The organism is Micromonospora sp., from assembly GCF_048594385.1.
GTDB lineage: Bacteria > Actinomycetota > Actinomycetes > Mycobacteriales > Micromonosporaceae > Micromonospora > Micromonospora wenchangensis.
Genome location: NZ_JBMDWU010000046.1, coordinates 1 through 15,207, shown reverse-complemented (window position 1 = coordinate 15,207; position 15,207 = coordinate 1). Strand labels below are relative to the sequence as shown.

Below are 15,207 nucleotides of genomic sequence, written 5' to 3'. Positions count from 1 at the left end.
GACGGGCGGCCCGGTGCGGGTGGGTCAGCGCAGGGTGCAGGCCGTCCCGTTCACCGCGAACCCGGTCGGGGTCGCGTTGGTGCCGCTGTAGGTGGCGTTGAAGCCGAGGTTGACCGAGCCGGTCGGCGCGACCGCGCCGTTGTAGCTCTCGTTGGTCACCGTGACCTCGCTGCCGCTCTGGCTGAACCGGCCCGACCAGCCCTGGCTGATCTGCTGGTTACCGGTGAACCGGAAGGTCAACCGCCACGACGACCAGGCCGCCGCGCTGGTGTTGGCCAGCGTGACGCTGCCGGTGAAGCCGGTGCTCCAGCTGTTCGCCGAGTACGTCACCGCGCACCCGCCGGCCGGCGGCGGCGTGGTGGTCGGCGGCGGGGGCGTGGTGGTCGGCGGCGGCGTGGTGGTCGGCGGGGGCGGCGTGGTGGTCGGCGGCGGCGTCACCGTGGGGGTCGGCGTCGGGTCCGGGCCGCTGCCGGTGCCGGCCTGCTCGGCCGCCCAGTGCACCAGCCAGGCCAGCGCCGCGTTCCAGTTGATCGCCACCTCGTTGACCGAGTACGCCCCGATGTCGTCGATGAAGCACTTCTGCGGCTTGCAGCCACCGAGCTGGGCCTGCACGACCGGGTCCTGCAACTCGCTGTTCGGGCCGCCGGAGAGCGAGCCGGGCGGCGCGGTCGGCAGCGAGCCGTCGTTCTGGTTGGCCCAGAACCGGTGGTGCAGGTTACGCACCGGCTTGTCCCCGTACCCGGCCACGTAGGACTGGTTGAGCGGGTTACGGCCGAGCAGGTAGTCGTAGGCGGCGAAGGCCCCGTTGCGGTACTTCGTGGTGCGGGTCAGGTCGTAGGCCAGGGCGAGCACGTTGGCGTTGTTGGCGACCGCGCCGTTGGAACCCCAGTAGTACGTGCCGTTGCCGCTGCCCGGGGCCGGGTAGCCCTGGTTGGCGATCTGGCTGAGCATCCGGTCGGCGAAACCGACGATCGCCGAGCGGATCGCGCTCACGTCGCCGCTGGGCAGGCCGGTCGGCACCAGCACCAGGGTGGTGTCGCCCAGCCCGGCGGTCCAGCTCCAGTCGTACGCGCCCCGGGTGAAGCCCGCGCCCCGGGCGTGCGGGGAGCTGCTCAGGTCGTTGCGGTAGCCGGTCGCGCCGGTGGTGGCGTACAGCTCCGCGGCCGCCCAGTAGAACTCGTCGGTGACGGTGTTGTCCTCGTACGCGCCGCCGCCGGTGTTGTCGGTGGCGGGGGCGAGCCGGTTCGGGTTGGCCTTCGCCGCGGTGTACGCCTTCTCGGCGGCGGCCAGGGCCCGGGAGGCGAAGGCGGCGTCGAACGGCTTCCACAGCCGGGACGCCTGGGCGGCCACCGCCGCCATGTTGAGGGTGGCGGCGGTGCTCACCGGGGACAGCAGCCGGGGCTCGCTGTCCAGCTCGGGACGGGTGGGCAGGGCGGTCCAGTTCTGGTCGTGGATCTTGTGGTGGACCATGCCGGCGTTGGTCCGGCCGTCCGGCACCTGCATCTTGAGCAGGAACTCCAACTCCCAGCGGGCCTCGTCGAGCACGTCCGGCACCCCGTTGGACCGCTCGGGGATGGCCAGCGTGCCGTCGGCGACGGCGGACCGGTCCGCCCCGCTGACGTACAGCGTGCGCTCGTAGATGTTCTGCAGCTGCCAGGTGGACAGGCCGCCGTTGACCACGTACTTGCCCTGGTCACCGGCGTCGTACCAGCCACCGCGCACGTCCAGGGTGTAACCGCAGGAGGTGCGGCACGGCACGTTGTTGTCCCCCCGGTTGGGGGCGACGTTGACGTGCCCGGCCGGGCGGGCGTAGCGGGAGCCGACGTACTGGGCGTCGATCGGGGTGCCGCTGCGCTGGTGGTAGAAGAACGCCAGCGAGTCGCCGCGCAGCCGGCGGACCGGGTCGGCGGAGATGTCGAACGGGTAGCTGTTGCTCCCGCCGACCGACAGCACGTAGCCGGCGCCCGGGGTGTCGTAGGCCGAGAAGTCCGCGATGTGCACCGGGTCGCCGGAGAGCGCGTCGGTGCCCCGGACCGTGGTCTGCCCGGAGGCGACCGTGGCGCCGCCGGCGTTGCGCAGCGTCCAGCCGAGCGGGGAGTTCGCGGAGTTCACGACGGTGGCCTGCTTGGGCAGCCCTGGCACGTAGGCGACCTGGTTGACCTTGACCGGTGAGCCGGGGTCGGGGGCGGCGGAGGCGAGCTGCGGCACGGCCGCGAGCCCGCCGAGGGCGAGCAGGGCGGCAGCCGCGAGCGCGACCGGACGCCGTCGGGGATGCTGGGGCATGGGGCCTCTTCCGGTGGGGATGGCAGTGACCATCCGACCGGACCGGCGCAGCAGTGATCCGCCGGGCGGTCGGATGGACCGTCGACGGGAGCGCTCCGCCCACCATAGACCACCGTCAGTCCGCCGGGAAGTCACCGCCCAACGGCCGGACGGTCCGGGTGTCGCCGTCGTAGCTGCGCGCCGCCACGAGGGTGCCCGCCGGCCGCTCCCCGCCGACCAGGGCGCGGGCCAGCCGCCGGTCGTGGTCGCGGAAGCGCAGCGCGAGGCTCAGGTGCGGCACCCAGTTCCCCGGGGCGTGCCAGGGCCGCTGCCCGTCCGCGCCGTCCAGTGCCGCCCAGACGGCTGCGTGCAGGGCGGTCAGCGCCGGGCCGGGCCGGACCAGCCACACCAGCGGGGCGCTGCCGTCGAGCACCGTCACCCGCTCCAGGGTGACCGGCAGCGGCAACGCGGTGGCGAACAGGGCGGCGAGCCGGTCGGCCGCGCCGGGCGGGAACGCCTCGACGGCGGCCAGCGTCAGGTGCGGCCGGTTCGTCGGGTGGCCGTGCCGGGCCAGGCTGGGCAGCCCCGCCGCGGCCAGCCGGTCCCAGGCGGCCCGCACCGTCCGCTCCAGCGCCGGGCAGCAGAGCAGTTCCACCGTACGCACGCCCGTCAGGCTAACCGGCGGGCGGGCCCGGCTGTGCCGGTCGGCACGGTGGGGCCGGTCGGCGGCACGGCCCGACCGGGGTGATGGAAAACTTTGGTCATGAGTTCCGCACCCACACCGACCGACCTCTCCGCGCCCGACGACTCCGACGGCGGGCCCGCCTTCGTGGATCTCGGGCTGCGCGCCGAGCTGCTGGGCGCCCTCGCCGCGCTCGGCTACGAGGAGCCGACCCCGATCCAGCGGGAGGCGATCCCCCTGCTGCTGTCGGGACGGGACCTGCTCGGGCAGGCGGCCACCGGTACGGGCAAGACCGCCGCGTTCGCCCTGCCCCTGTTGCAGCGGATGCCGCAGGACCGTCAGGGCGGTGACCCGGTGTCGCTGGTGCTGGTGCCCACCCGGGAACTGGCCGTGCAGGTCTCCGAGGCGTTCCACCGCTACGGCAAGGACCTGGGCGCCCGGGTGCTGCCGATCTACGGCGGCCAGCCGATCGGCCGCCAGCTACGCGCCCTGGACCTGGGCGTGGACGTGGTGGTGGCGACCCCGGGCCGGGCCCTGGACCACATCGCCCGGGGCACCCTGCGGTTGGGTTCGCTGGCCACGGTGGTGCTGGACGAGGCCGACGAGATGCTCGACATGGGCTTCGCCGAGGACATCGAGGCGATCCTGGAGCACGCGCCCGCGCAGCGGCAGACGGTGCTCTTCTCGGCCACCATGCCGGCCCGGATCGACGGGTTGGCCCGCCAGCACCTGACCGACCCGGAGCGCATCCAGATCGGGCGGGAGCAGCCGGTGGCCGGCGAGGCCCCCCGGGTACGGCAGAGCGCCTACATCGTCAGCCGGGCGCACAAGCCGGCGCTGCTGGGCCGGGTGCTGGACGTGGAGTCCCCGACGGCGGCGATCGTCTTCTGCCGCAGCCGGGAGGAGGTCGACCGGCTCACCGAGACGATGAACGGGCGGGGTTACCGGGCCGAGGCGCTGCACGGCGGGATGAGCCAGGAGCAGCGGGACCGGGTGATGGGGCGGCTGCGCGCCGGCACCGCCGACCTGCTGGTGGCCACCGACGTGGCGGCCCGGGGTCTGGACGTCGAGCAGCTCACCCACGTGGTCAACTACGACGTGCCGTCCGCGCCGGAGTCGTACGTGCACCGGATCGGCCGGGTGGGCCGGGCCGGCCGGGAGGGGGTGGCGATCACCCTGGCCGAGCCCCGGGAGCACCGGATGCTCAAGACCATCGAGCGGGTCACCGGCCAGCGGATCACCATCGACAAGATCCCGACGGTGGCCGACCTGCGCACCCGGCGGCTGGCGCTGACCCAGGCGGCGCTGCGGGAGAGCCTGCTGGAGGACGACCTGGACCCGTTCCGGGTGATCGTCGAGTCGCTGTCGGACGAGTTCGACCTGATGGAGGTGGCGCTGGCGGCGGTCAAGCTGGCCCACGAGGCGGCCCTGCCGGGCTCCGACGACGAGGAGGAGATCCCGCAGGTGGCGGTCCGCCCGCCCCGCGAGGCCCGGCCGGGGTTCGACAGCCGGGGCGGGGAGCGGCGCGGCGGTGGCCGGCCCCGCACGGGCGGCACCGCGCAGGTCTTCATCGGTCTGGGCCGCCGGGCCGGGGTCCGCCCGCAGGATCTGGTCGGCGCGATCACCGGGGAGACCCGGGTCAGCGGCCGGGACATCGGCTCGATCGAGATCGCCGACCGGTTCTCGCTGGTGGAGGTGCCGCAGGGCGTCGCCGACGAGGTGATCGCCGGGCTGCGCAACAGCACCATCAAGGGCCGCAAGGCGACCGTACGCCGCGACCGCGGCGTCGACGGGCGCTGACCCGGACGCGACACCGGCCCGCACCCCCTCGACGGGGCGCGGGCCGGTCGCGTTCGTCAGAGCGGGTACGGCCCGAACCGGCCCCAGGCGACGATCGCCGCCAGGACCAGCAGCACCACGGTCAGCGCGGTGCCGGGGTGTTCCTTGGCGCGGGCGTGCACCACGACCGCGCCGACCATCACGATGACCAGCCCGACGGCGGCCAGCGGGGTGAGCACCGTGGCGATGCCGGTGAGGCCGGGCAGGACCAGCCCCAGCGCGGCCAGCACCTCGGCCGCGCCGAGCGCCTTGACCTGCAGCGGCGGGGTGTTCCGCACCCAGGCCATCCGGTCGAGCAGCTTCTCCTTGGGCTGGATGAGTTTGGTCAGTCCCGCGCCGGCGAAGAGCGCGGCGAGCAGGATCTGCACGATCCACAGGAACATGTTCACGGGTGGTCGCCTCCGGGGGTGCCACCGGGCGGTGGCGGACGCGGGAAACGGGAGGGGTCCAGATTACGGGGCCGCAGCGGCCCCCGACGCCGGGCGCGACGTCGGGGGCCGTGGGTGGGTTCCGGTCAGGCGGCGCCGACCGGTCGACCGCCGAGCGTGTCCGCGTCGATCTCGGCCGGGCGCAACGCCAGGGCGAGCACGTCGGCCACGTCGGCCAGGGTGTGCACGGTCAGCGCCTCGCGCACCTCGGTGGGCAGGTCGTCGAGGTCGGGCTCGTTACGGGCCGGGATGATCACCTCGGTCAGGCCGGCCCGGTGCGCGGCGAGCAGCTTCTGCTTCACCCCGCCGATGGGCAGTACCCGGCCGGACAGTGTCACCTCACCGGTCATCCCGAACTCGGGCCGGACCGGTCGGCCGGTCACCAGGGACGCCAGCGCGGTGACCATGGTGATGCCGGCGCTCGGGCCGTCCTTGGGCACCGCACCGGCCGGCACGTGCAGGTGGATCCGGCGTCCGGCCAGGACGTTCGGGTCGAGGCCGTAGCGCCGCCCGTTGGCGCGCAGGTAGGACAGCGCGATGTGGGCGGACTCCTTCATCACGTCACCGAGCTGCCCGGTGAGGGTCAGCCCCGGCTCACCGTCCATGCTGGTGGCCTCGATGAAGAGCACGTCGCCGCCGGCGCCGGTGACGGCCAGGCCGGTGGCCACGCCGGGCACCGCCGTGCGCTCGGCCGATTCCGGGGTGAACTTCGGCCGGCCCAGGTAGCGGGCCAGGGTGTCGGTGTCGACCCGGACCGGGGTCGGGTCGGTGGCCAGGGCCACGGCGACCTTGCGCAGGATCTTCGCCAGGGCCCGTTCGAGCTGCCGGACACCCGCCTCGCGGGTGTACTCACCGGCGATCAACGCCAGCACCTCGTCGGTGACGGTCACCTCGTCGGCGGTCAGGCCGGCCCGCTGGAGCTGCCGGGGCAGCAGGTGGTCGCGGGCGATGGCGACCTTCTCGTCCTCGGTGTACCCGTCCAGGGTGACCAGTTCCATCCGGTCCAGCAACGGGCCGGGGATGGTCTCCACCACGTTGGCGGTGGCCAGGAAGAGCACGTCGGACAGATCGAGGTCGACTTCGAGGTAGTGGTCGCGGAAGGTGTGGTTCTGGGCCGGGTCGAGCACCTCCAGCAGGGCGGCGGCCGGGTCCCCGGCGTACCCGGCGGCGAGCTTGTCGACCTCGTCGAGGAGCACCACCGGGTTCATCGAGCCGGCCTCGCGCAGCGCGCGGACGATCCGGCCGGGCAGCGCGCCGACGTAGGTGCGCCGGTGGCCGCGGATCTCGGCCTCGTCACGGACGCCGCCGAGGGAGACCCGGACGAAGTTGCGGCCCAGCGCCCGGGCGACCGACTCGCCGAGGCTGGACTTGCCGCCCCCGGGCGGGCACGCGAGGGCGAGCACCGCGCCGGAGCCGCGGCCACCGACCACCCCGCGGTTGCGCTCGGCACGCCGGTTGCGCACCGCCAGGTATTCCAGGATGCGGTCCTTGACGTCGGCCAGGCCGGCGTGGTCGGCGTCGAGCACCGCCCGCGCCGCCGTCAGGTCGGTGTTGTCCTCGGTACGCGTGCTCCACGGCATCTCCAGCACCGTGTCCAGCCAGGTGCGGATCCAGCCCGCCTCGGGTGAGGCGTCGCTGGCCCGCTCCAGCTTGCCGACCTCGCGCAGCGCCGCCTCGCGGACCTTGTCCGGCAGGTCGGCGGACTCCACCCGGGAGCGGTAGTCGGCGGAGCCGTCCGGCTCGTCCTCGCCGAGTTCCTTGCGGATCGCGGCGAGCTGCTGGCGGAGCAGGAACTCCCGTTGGGACTTCTCCAGCCCCTCCCGGACGTCGCTGTTGATCTGCTCGGTGACCTCCTGCTCGGCCAGGTGGTCCTTCACCCAGCCGACGAGCAGTTCCAGCCGGGCGGTGACGTCCTGGGCGGCGAGCAGTTCGGTCTTCTGCGCCAGGCTGAGCCAGGGCGCGTAACCGGCCGCGTCGGCGAGTTCGGACAGGTCGGTCATCCGCTCCATCGCGTCGATGACCTGCCAGGCGCCCCGCTGCTGGAGCACGGAGGTCATCAGGGCGCGGTACTCGCGGGCCAGGTCACGGGCGCGGCCGGCGGGGGCGGGTTCGTCGAGCCGGGTGGCCTCCACCCAGAGGGCCGCGCCGGGTCCGGGGACGCCGGAGCCGATCCGGGCGCGGGCGAGGCCACGCACCACGGCGGCGGGCTCACCGTCGGGAAGGCGGCCCACCTTCTCGATGGTGGCGATCGTGCCGACGGGGCCGTACTCGCCGTCGATGCGGGGGACGGCGAGCAGGGTCTTGTCGCCGCTGGCCCGGGCGGCGTCGACGGCGGCCTGGGTGGTCGGGTCGAGGGTCACCGGGATGACCATGCCGGGCAGCAGGACGACGTCGGTCAGGGGAAGTACCGGAAGGGTTGCCATCGAGCACCTGCCATCACTTGAGGTTGAGCGTGTCTCACTCAAGTCACAAACCGTGCCCCATGTTCCGACGTGTGACTCAGGACACATCCCAGCCGTACCGCCACCGCCGGCCAGCATTGGCCGCACCCGGATTTCCCAGGATTGGCGCGACCCGCCAAATGAAAGGGAGGCATATTGTTGCGGATTTGCCGTCAGATACGTCAAACTCTTAGCACACCCCGATCACCACAGGGAGTAATGGCGATGGCAAGGAAAGTAATCACCGTTCTGACCGACGACCTCGACGGCGGAAAGGCCGATCGGACCGTCGAGTTCAGCCTGGATGGGGCGGCGTACACCATCGACCTCTCCGACGAGAACGCGGGGGTGCTGCGCAAGGCGCTCGACGCCTACATCACCGCTGGCCGTCGAATGGGCCGAGGCGCCGTCGAGGCCGGTCGCCCCGCCCGGCGCCCCGCCCGGCCCGGCGTCTCGGGAATGGATCGCGAGCAGAACCGCGCCATCCGGGAATGGGCGACCAAGAACGGACACGAAATCTCCGAGCGCGGGCGCATCCCGGTCTCGGTCGTGGAGGCGTGGAAGAACCGCTGACAGCGGGCCGGTTCACGAACGGGCACGCCGGGGTCACGCTGGGATATCAGCGTGACCCCGGCGTTTTTGCCGTGTCCACAATGTCCATCCGACGACCCCGCACCGAAAACATCCGCCGGTACGCTGTCCGCCCGCCGCACGCACCCGGGGCGGGCACGCAACGACTGCGGGCCACCCCGGGAAGTCCCGGGGTGGCCCGCAGTCGTTGCCGGTCGGGTCAGTTGACCCGGATGCGCACCACGTCGAAGGCGGGGGTCTGGTTGGCCCGCTCCATCATCGGCACCCGGTGCGAGCCGTCGCCGGCCCAGACCGCGCACTGCGCCGTACCCGACTGCGGCAGGCCCGGGATCTGGATGGTCACGTCGTCGGCCTGGTTGCCGCCCTTGCCGTCCTCGGTGGCGACGAAGAACGCCGGCACGTCCTGCGGGTTCGAGGGCGCCTGGTTGGTGTTCTGGAGCATCCGGCAGGCGGTGTGGAAGTGACCGCGGGTCAGGCCCTGACCGTTGAGCACCGAACTCTCCAGGTAGTAGCCGCCCTGGCCGGCCGCCAGGAACCGGTCACGGACCAGGTTGCGGGTGGAGACCTTCAGGGTGAACGCCTGGTTGCGCTGCACCTGGTTGGGGAACTGGGTGATCAGCAGCGACGGGTTGTTGGCCGCCGCGCCCACCTCGCCGAACGCGGTGCTGACGCACCGGTTGCCGTTCTGGAAGCCGTCGTGCGCCTGCAACCGGCTGTTGGCGCAGTCCTTGGCCAGCACGCCCAGCGCGTTGCCGTTGTTGCCGTTGTTACCGCCGTTGTTGTTCTGGCCGCCGTTGTTGCCGTTGTTGCCGTTCTGGCCGCCGTTGTTCCCGTTGTTGCCGTTCTGGCCGCCGTTATTGCCGTTCTGACCACCGTTGTTGCCGCCGTTGTTGGCCGCCACCTGGCAGCCGGCGAGCTGCTCCAGGCCCTGCGGGCGCTGGGCGAAGCGGCCGATCGCGGTGGCGATCCGGTTCAGCGCCGACCGGCGCTTGTCGGCCAGCGGGCCGAGGATGGCGTTGTCGATGAACGCCTTGCCGTTGCGCCCCTCGGCCGCCAACCGCTTGTTGGCGTCGTCGATCTGGGTCTTGAGCAGGGCGAGTTCCTTGTCCACCTCGGCCTTGGCCTGGGCCGGGATCTGCGGCAGCCGGGGGGTGACCTCCGGGCAGGCCACCGTCGAGGCCAGCGTGGTCACCGGCGCGTTGCCGGCCTTGACGGCCTGGCACTCGGCGACGGACATCTGCCCGTCACCCCAGTGGTTGCGGACCCATCTGCCGTTCTGCCACGTCTGGGTGGTGCTGCCGCGCCCGCTCGGCGAGGTGGCACCGGGGCTCGGTGCGACGCAGGCCGACGAGACGTTGCGGGTCTGCTGCCTCGGCTTGTCCCCGGCCGAGGAGATCTGGGTGACGGCGGCGATACCGCCGAAGACGACGAGCGCACCGACCGCCGCCAGCAGCCGCTTGCTCCGCGCGTTACCGGAAGACCGGCGTGCCCCTGTGGACCTGCGCATCGAATTGCTCTCCTTCTCGATCCGGTACCTGACTCGCGCCCCCGACGAGGAGACCCTTTCCGGGTCGGTCACCCCCGCCGGAGACGCTGCGACGTTCCGGTCGCACGTCGATGGCCGACGATGCCTTTCCGCACCGTCCGCCGCGTCGGGTGGCGCGGCTGGGAAGATCCTGTCCATTCCCGCTTAGGTACGGGCCCGCATCGGCGAAGGTTCAACGCGGATCGAGGAATCCCGGACCGATTTCCGGGCGGGCCGCAATGTCACCAACCGTCGCCGGAAAATGACGGCGGGTCGTTCGGCGGCAGGTCGTTTCGGTGGCGGTCAGTCCACGCAGAGGTGCTCGAACGCGAACGGGGCGCCCAACTCGTCGCGCCGGTCCCGCAGGGCGCGGATCTGCCGGCGCAGCTCGTCCCGGTCGAGCAGGACCGGTTCCGCGTTGTCCGCCCCGGCGAGCCGTTCGCCCACCGCCACCGCCGCGAGATCCTCGGCCAGCCGGCCCGGGTCCACCCCGCAGCGCAGCCGCGCCTCGTGCACCGTGACCCGCTCCACCAGGCACCGGCCGGGACGCACCTCGACCCAGCTCCACCCCTCGGCCGTCCCGTCGCGCCACAACACGTGCAAGCCCCGCACGATCGGATCGCTGAGCCGCCGCGACACGTACGCCTCGACGGCCGCCGCCCGGGACAACGAGCCGAGGTCGTTGACCGGCCCGGTTCGCCCGTCCGGTAGCCGGCCGACGATGTCCCGGAAACCCACCGGGGCGTCGTCCGACCCGTCCGGTGCGGCCCCGGCGGCATAGGCGCGCGCGTCGATGACGTACGTGACGATGCGCCGGCCGTGCCCGGCGGCCCGCAGCGTCGGCGAGCCGATCCGCAGCACCGGCAGGCCCACGGCGGCGCACACCGCGGCGGCCATCCGCCCGGCCCGCTGCCCGGCCGAACCCGGGGGCGCGGTCGGGCCGACGGTCAGGGCGAACAGCGGCACACCGGTGTCGGCCGCGCAGACGACGTGGTCGAACTCCTCGCGCAGGGCGGAACTCCACTGGTGCCCGGTGACCCCGGCCGGCCGCCGTGTCACCAGGTCACCGAGCCGACGGGCGGCGTACACGGCCTGGCCGGCCCGGACGAACAGCGGCGCGGCACCGGACGGGACCGGCCGCAGCCGGGCGTCGTCGTCGGTGGCGGTACGCGTCATCGTCGGGTCGGTCCGTCCGTGGCAGGCGAAAGTGACCGGCCGAGTCTAGGACGTCGAGGGCGATCTCCGCCCCGCCGGTTCGGGCGACGGACGCGGCACCAGGCGGTTGGTGCGCCCCGGGCGCGATCTCTACGCTCACGGGGTGCTGCACGACGGACCGGCCCCGGAACTGTTGACCAAGCGGAGTCTCGTCACGGTCTCCCACGCCATCGAGCGGTCGGCGCTGGCCACCGCCGAGGACGGCCCGCTGGTGGTGATCGCCCTGTTCCAGCGGATGCCGTACTTCCTGCGGGAGCGGGAACGCTACGCCCGGATCGCGGCCGGCGCGACGGTCACCGTGGTCGGGTCGGTCGGGCAGACACCGCCGGAGCTGCCCGCCGGGGTGTACCCGGTGACGCTCGACGACACCGAGGAACTGGCCCGCGAGTGGAGCGTGGTGGCGCTGACCCCCCGGTTCGGGGCGAGCCTGGTGGCCCGGGACCGCCGGGAGGCGGTGCCGGCCGACACCCTGGAACAGGGGCGGCTCTTCGCCGGCCGCTGGGGCTTCCGCCGCGACGAGGCGCTGCACGAGGTGATCCGGCTGCGCACCCAGCTCGGCGACCGGCTCCCCCCGGTCGCGCTGACCACGATCGACCAGGTGCTGCACCGGGTCCGGGACCTACCGGCGACCCCCGGGGAGAGCCGGGCCGAGGCGGCGTTGCGGCTGATGGCCGACCGGGCAGAACGCGCCCACCGTGGCGGGCCGGGCCGGCACGCCGAGCCGGTGGACGGCCCGCCGGGGCTGGTGGACGAGCCGGCACTGCGCCACTGGACCGGGATGGACGGGGTGACCGCCGCCGGCACCCTGCCGGTGGCCCTGATCGGGGTGCGCGTCGGTGAGCCGGCCGGCGCCCCGGAACGGTTCGGGCGACGCAGCGCCGCCCGCGAGGCGCAGGCCGTGATCGCCGCGCTGACCGCCCCGCTGCGCCCGGTCGACCGGGCCGTCCGCCTCACCGCCGACGAGTACCTGCTGGTACTGCCGGCGTTGACCCGCGACGAGGCGTTGGCGGTGGCCGGTCAGGTGCACGACTGCGTGGCCGGGCTGGCCCGGTCGTACCCGTTCGTGTCCTTCGCGGTGCACACGGCGGTCACCGTGACCGACCGGCGGCCGTTGCCGGTGGCCGAGGTGCGGCACGCCGTCGACTGGGCGGCCCGGGAGGGTGTCCCGGTGGCGACGGTGGCCCGGGAGACCGTCGCCAGCGCCGCCCACTGAGGACGGGAGGACGACGACGTGCGGGTGGTCTCGTTGGTGCCGTCGCTGACCGAGGCGGTGGCGGTGACCGCGCCGGAGCTGCTGGTCGGCGCGACCGACTGGTGCATACACCCGGCGGGGTTGGACGTGGCCCGGGTCGGCGGCAGCAAGTACCCCGACCTGGACCGGGTCCGGGCGCTGCGGCCGGACCTGGTGCTGCTCAACGTGGAGGAGAACCGCCGCGCCGACGCGGACGCGCTCACCGCGGCCGGGGTTCCGGTGCTGGTCACCTACCCCCGGACCGTGCCGCAGGCCCTCGACGAGCTGGCCGGGGTGCTCGCCGCGCTGGGGGTGACCGGGGAGCCGGGCTGGCTGCGCGACGCCCGCCGGGCCTGGGCCGCCCCCACCGGCACGGGCCCCGTGCGGCGGGCCGTGGTGCCGGTGTGGCGGCGGCCGTGGGTGGTGCTCGGCGGGGACACCTTCGCCGGGGACGTGCTGTGCCGGCTCGGCGTGGTCAACGTGTACGACGACGACCCGGACCGTTATCCGCGTCCCGACCTCGACGCGCTGCGGGCCCGCCGCCCCGATCTGGTGGTCCTCCCCGACGAGCCGTACGCGTTCACCGCCGACGACGGGCCGGACGCCTTCCCCGGCGTCCCCTGTGCGCTGGTCTCCGGCCGCCACCTCACCTGGTACGGCCCGTCGCTGGCCGAGGCGCCGGCCCTGCTCGCCGCCCAACTGGCCACCCCGGTCTGACCGTCCCCGGGCGGGCCCCGGCGTCGACGGTCAGGCCACCGGGGTGATCCCCCGCTCGGTCAGACCGGCGTCGTCCACGTCGTACCCGATGGTGCTGGTGACCTGGACCACGCCGCTGACCTGGCCGGCGAGTTTCTCCGCCAGCTCGGCGGCGGTCCGCCGGTCCAGCCGGCCGTCCAACCGCACCGCGCCGTCGCGGACCTGCACGGTGACCAGCCCGTCCCGCACGGCGAGCACCCGGCGCAGCACCTCCTGCACCACGTCCTCACGGATCTCGGCGTCGGTGCGCAGGTGCACCCGCAGCAGGTCGCTGCGGGTGACGATGCCGACCAGCCGGCCCAGGTCGTCCAGGACGGGCAGCCGCTTGACCTCCTCCCGGTCCATCAGCCGGGCCGCCGCCGGCAGCGACGCACCCGGGAAGGTGGTGACGGCCGGGGCCGTCATCAGCTCCTTCGCCAGCAGCGCCCCGGCCTTCTCCCGGGACACCCGACGCCGCCGCCCGGTGAAGACCCGACGTTCCTCCTGCGCTCCGGAGTGCTCCACCTTGTGCAGCAGGTCCGCCTCGGACACCACCCCCAGCACCCGACGGAAGTCGTCCACCACCGGCACGGCGCTGATGCCCCGACGGATCAGCATGTCGACGATCACCCGGTACGGGGTCTCCTCCCCCACCGTGGCGACCTCCCGGGTCATCACGTCGTCCACCTGCCACGTCCTCATCACGACCTCCTCGCCCGGTTCTCCCGTCCGACGCTAGGACCGCGCCGACCGGCCGGGACAGGGGCGGGTGGACCGGTAGACCCGAGGCCGAAGGTCCCGTCCGGACGCCCGTACCAGGGGACTTAGGTCCCGTCCCGGCACGGACCGGTCGGCCCTGCCGGGACCGCGCCGACCGGCGTGGAATGTAACTGCCACCGGGAAGTGCGGTGCCAGGCAGAGAAGGGACGTGGAGACCATGACCGCGACGATCGAGCGGAACACCACCGCCAGGAACATCGCACCGGTGGCCGGAACCGAGACCACCCGCCAGCGGGCCGCCCGGTACGTCTGGGCCGGAACCCGGCTGGCCCTCGGCTGGATCTTCCTCTGGGCCTTCCTGGACAAGCTGTTCGGCCTCGGCCACGAGACCCCGGCGAAGAACGCCTGGATCAACGGCGGCAGCCCGACCAAGGGTTTCCTCGCCTTCGGCGCGAAGGGTCCGTTCCAGGGGATCTACCAGGACATCGCCGGAGCGGCCTGGGCCGACTGGCTGTTCATGATCGGCCTGGCCGGCATCGGGGTGGCCCTGCTGCTCGGCATCGGGATGCGGATCGCCGCCGTCGCCGGTGGCCTGCTCATGGTGCTGATGTGGACCGCCGTCCTGCCTCCCGAGAACAACCCCTTCATGGACGACCACCTGATCTACGCCGCAGTGCTCGCCGGCCTCGCCCTGGTCGGCGCGGGGAACACCCTCGGCCTCGGTCGGGTCTGGGCCACCCTCCCGCTGGTCCGCCGGTTCGGCTGGCTCAGGTGACAGGTCCCACCCACCCGGGTGGTCGACCGACCGGCAGGGGCGCCACCGCCACGGTGGCGCCCCTGCCGCGTCCGCGTCCGGCCTGCGGGCGGGATACGTGTACGGCGGCTACGGCCGGGCCGGGTCCCGCGACGCGCGGGGCCCGGTCGGTGGGGCCCGCGGCAGCCGACGCGCTCGCGATCGGGCAGGATCGACACCGTCCGGACGATCGGGTGACGACAGAGGAGAACAGCAGATGAACACGCCCCAGGCAGGCAAGCCGGAGATCGGCCCGATCGAGGGTGCGGCCCCGGCCGACCTGGTGATCGAGGACATCACCGTCGGGGAGGGCCCGGAGGCGCGTCCCGGCCAGCTCGCCAACGTGCACTACGTGGGGGTGTCCCACTCCACCGGCCGCGAGTTCGACGCGTCCTGGAACCGGGGCGAGGCGTTCGAGTTCCCGCTCGGCGGCGGTCAGGTCATCGCCGGCTGGGACCAGGGCGTGGTGGGGATGAAGGTCGGCGGTCGCCGTCGGCTCACCATCCCGCCGCACCTGGGCTACGGCAGCCGGGGCGCGGGCGGCGTGATCAAGCCGAACGAGACCCTGGTCTTCGTCGTCGACCTGCTCGGCGTGCGCTGACGCCGGTCGGGGTCGCCGGCACCGCCCGGCGGCCCCACCCGCCGGACTCCGTGGCGCGGCCCGGTCGCCGGGCCCCACGGCGCACGGCCCGGCCGCCGGACCCCGGTGCCGCCCTGGTCGCCCGACTCCGGTGCTGCCCCGGTC

At 73.7% G+C, this 15,207-nt stretch carries 13 protein-coding genes; 6 read left to right on the top strand and 7 right to left on the bottom strand.

From position 1 onward, the window contains the following. Positions 1-24: 24 nt before the first annotated feature. Both ACOJTC_RS01900 and ACOJTC_RS01895 read right to left on the bottom strand, forming a co-directional pair. Positions 25-2,283: a glycoside hydrolase family 9 protein gene (locus tag ACOJTC_RS01900; RefSeq protein ID WP_420115496.1), complete on the bottom strand. Its 2,259-nt coding sequence runs from the start codon at positions 2,281-2,283 to the stop codon at positions 25-27. Positions 2,284-2,398: 115 nt separating this feature from the next. Then, positions 2,399-2,926, bottom strand: coding sequence for a 2'-5' RNA ligase family protein (locus ACOJTC_RS01895; RefSeq protein WP_420115495.1), 528 nt, complete (start codon positions 2,924-2,926; stop codon positions 2,399-2,401). Positions 2,927-3,025: 99 nt separating this feature from the next. Here ACOJTC_RS01895 and ACOJTC_RS01890 point away from each other — a divergent pair, with 99 nt between their 5' ends. Next, entirely contained in the window at positions 3,026-4,744 is a 1,719-nt protein-coding gene (locus ACOJTC_RS01890) for a DEAD/DEAH box helicase (RefSeq protein WP_204922882.1), read from the top strand. 56 nt (positions 4,745-4,800) lie between these two features. Here the strand turns inward: ACOJTC_RS01890 and ACOJTC_RS01885 are convergent, their stop codons facing one another. Next, a complete protein-coding gene (locus tag ACOJTC_RS01885) occupies positions 4,801-5,166 on the bottom strand; it encodes a DoxX family protein (protein WP_420115497.1) in 366 nt (121 codons plus the stop codon). Between the two features lie 131 nt (positions 5,167-5,297). Beyond that, positions 5,298-7,634 carry an endopeptidase La gene (lon, locus tag ACOJTC_RS01880; RefSeq protein WP_420115494.1) on the bottom strand — a complete coding sequence of 779 codons (2,337 nt, stop codon included), beginning with the start codon at positions 7,632-7,634 and terminating at the stop codon, positions 5,298-5,300. A 243-nt stretch (positions 7,635-7,877) separates the two neighbouring features. On the opposite strand from lon, the gene ACOJTC_RS01875 reads away from it, so the two are divergent. Next, complete coding sequence (locus tag ACOJTC_RS01875; RefSeq protein WP_145922814.1) at positions 7,878-8,225, top strand: histone-like nucleoid-structuring protein Lsr2; 348 nt, start codon at positions 7,878-7,880, stop codon at positions 8,223-8,225. A gap of 217 nt (positions 8,226-8,442) precedes the next feature. Here ACOJTC_RS01875 and ACOJTC_RS01870 read toward each other — a convergent pair whose 3' ends face one another. Further along, entirely contained in the window at positions 8,443-9,750 is a 1,308-nt protein-coding gene (locus ACOJTC_RS01870) for a hypothetical protein (protein WP_420115493.1), read from the bottom strand. Positions 9,751-10,071: 321 nt separating this feature from the next. After that, positions 10,072-10,944: a hypothetical protein gene (locus tag ACOJTC_RS01865; protein WP_204922886.1), complete on the bottom strand. Its 873-nt coding sequence runs from the start codon at positions 10,942-10,944 to the stop codon at positions 10,072-10,074. 142 nt (positions 10,945-11,086) lie between these two features. Here ACOJTC_RS01865 and ACOJTC_RS01860 point away from each other — a divergent pair, with 142 nt between their 5' ends. Both ACOJTC_RS01860 and ACOJTC_RS01855 read left to right on the top strand, forming a co-directional pair. After that, positions 11,087-12,196 (top strand): DICT sensory domain-containing protein, encoded by a 1,110-nt coding sequence (locus ACOJTC_RS01860; RefSeq protein WP_420115492.1) that lies wholly within the window; start codon positions 11,087-11,089, stop codon positions 12,194-12,196. 18 nt (positions 12,197-12,214) lie between these two features. After that, positions 12,215-12,931, top strand: a complete 717-nt coding sequence (locus tag ACOJTC_RS01855; RefSeq protein ID WP_420115491.1) for a helical backbone metal receptor — start codon at positions 12,215-12,217, stop codon at positions 12,929-12,931. Positions 12,932-12,961: 30 nt separating this feature from the next. Here the strand turns inward: ACOJTC_RS01855 and ACOJTC_RS01850 are convergent, their stop codons facing one another. Beyond that, positions 12,962-13,651, bottom strand: coding sequence for a CBS domain-containing protein (locus tag ACOJTC_RS01850; protein ID WP_377686637.1), 690 nt, complete (start codon positions 13,649-13,651; stop codon positions 12,962-12,964). 226 nt (positions 13,652-13,877) lie between these two features. On the opposite strand from ACOJTC_RS01850, the gene ACOJTC_RS01845 reads away from it, so the two are divergent. Next, complete coding sequence (locus tag ACOJTC_RS01845) at positions 13,878-14,444, top strand: DoxX family membrane protein (protein ID WP_204922889.1); 567 nt, start codon at positions 13,878-13,880, stop codon at positions 14,442-14,444. A gap of 235 nt (positions 14,445-14,679) precedes the next feature. After that, positions 14,680-15,063 (top strand): FKBP-type peptidyl-prolyl cis-trans isomerase, encoded by a 384-nt coding sequence (locus ACOJTC_RS01840; protein WP_088646491.1) that lies wholly within the window; start codon positions 14,680-14,682, stop codon positions 15,061-15,063. The last annotated feature ends 144 nt before the right edge of the window (positions 15,064-15,207 follow it).

Excerpts from the sequence above, each read along its gene's own strand:
- ACOJTC_RS01900 (WP_420115496.1), bottom strand. The coding sequence starts at position 2,283 with ATGCCCCAGCATCCCCGACGGCGTCCGGTCGCGCTCGCGGCTGCCGCC.
- ACOJTC_RS01865 (WP_204922886.1), bottom strand. The coding sequence starts at position 10,944 with ATGACGCGTACCGCCACCGACGACGACGCCCGGCTGCGGCCGGTCCCG.
- ACOJTC_RS01840 (WP_088646491.1), top strand. The coding sequence starts at position 14,680 with ATGAACACGCCCCAGGCAGGCAAGCCGGAGATCGGCCCGATCGAGGGT.
- ACOJTC_RS01850 (WP_377686637.1), bottom strand. The coding sequence starts at position 13,651 with ATGAGGACGTGGCAGGTGGACGACGTGATGACCCGGGAGGTCGCCACG.
- ACOJTC_RS01875 (WP_145922814.1), top strand. The coding sequence starts at position 7,878 with ATGGCAAGGAAAGTAATCACCGTTCTGACCGACGACCTCGACGGCGGA.
- ACOJTC_RS01870 (WP_420115493.1), bottom strand. The coding sequence starts at position 9,750 with ATGCGCAGGTCCACAGGGGCACGCCGGTCTTCCGGTAACGCGCGGAGC.
- ACOJTC_RS01885 (WP_420115497.1), bottom strand. The coding sequence starts at position 5,166 with ATGTTCCTGTGGATCGTGCAGATCCTGCTCGCCGCGCTCTTCGCCGGC.
- lon (WP_420115494.1), bottom strand. The coding sequence starts at position 7,634 with ATGGCAACCCTTCCGGTACTTCCCCTGACCGACGTCGTCCTGCTGCCC.
- ACOJTC_RS01890 (WP_204922882.1), top strand. The coding sequence starts at position 3,026 with ATGAGTTCCGCACCCACACCGACCGACCTCTCCGCGCCCGACGACTCC.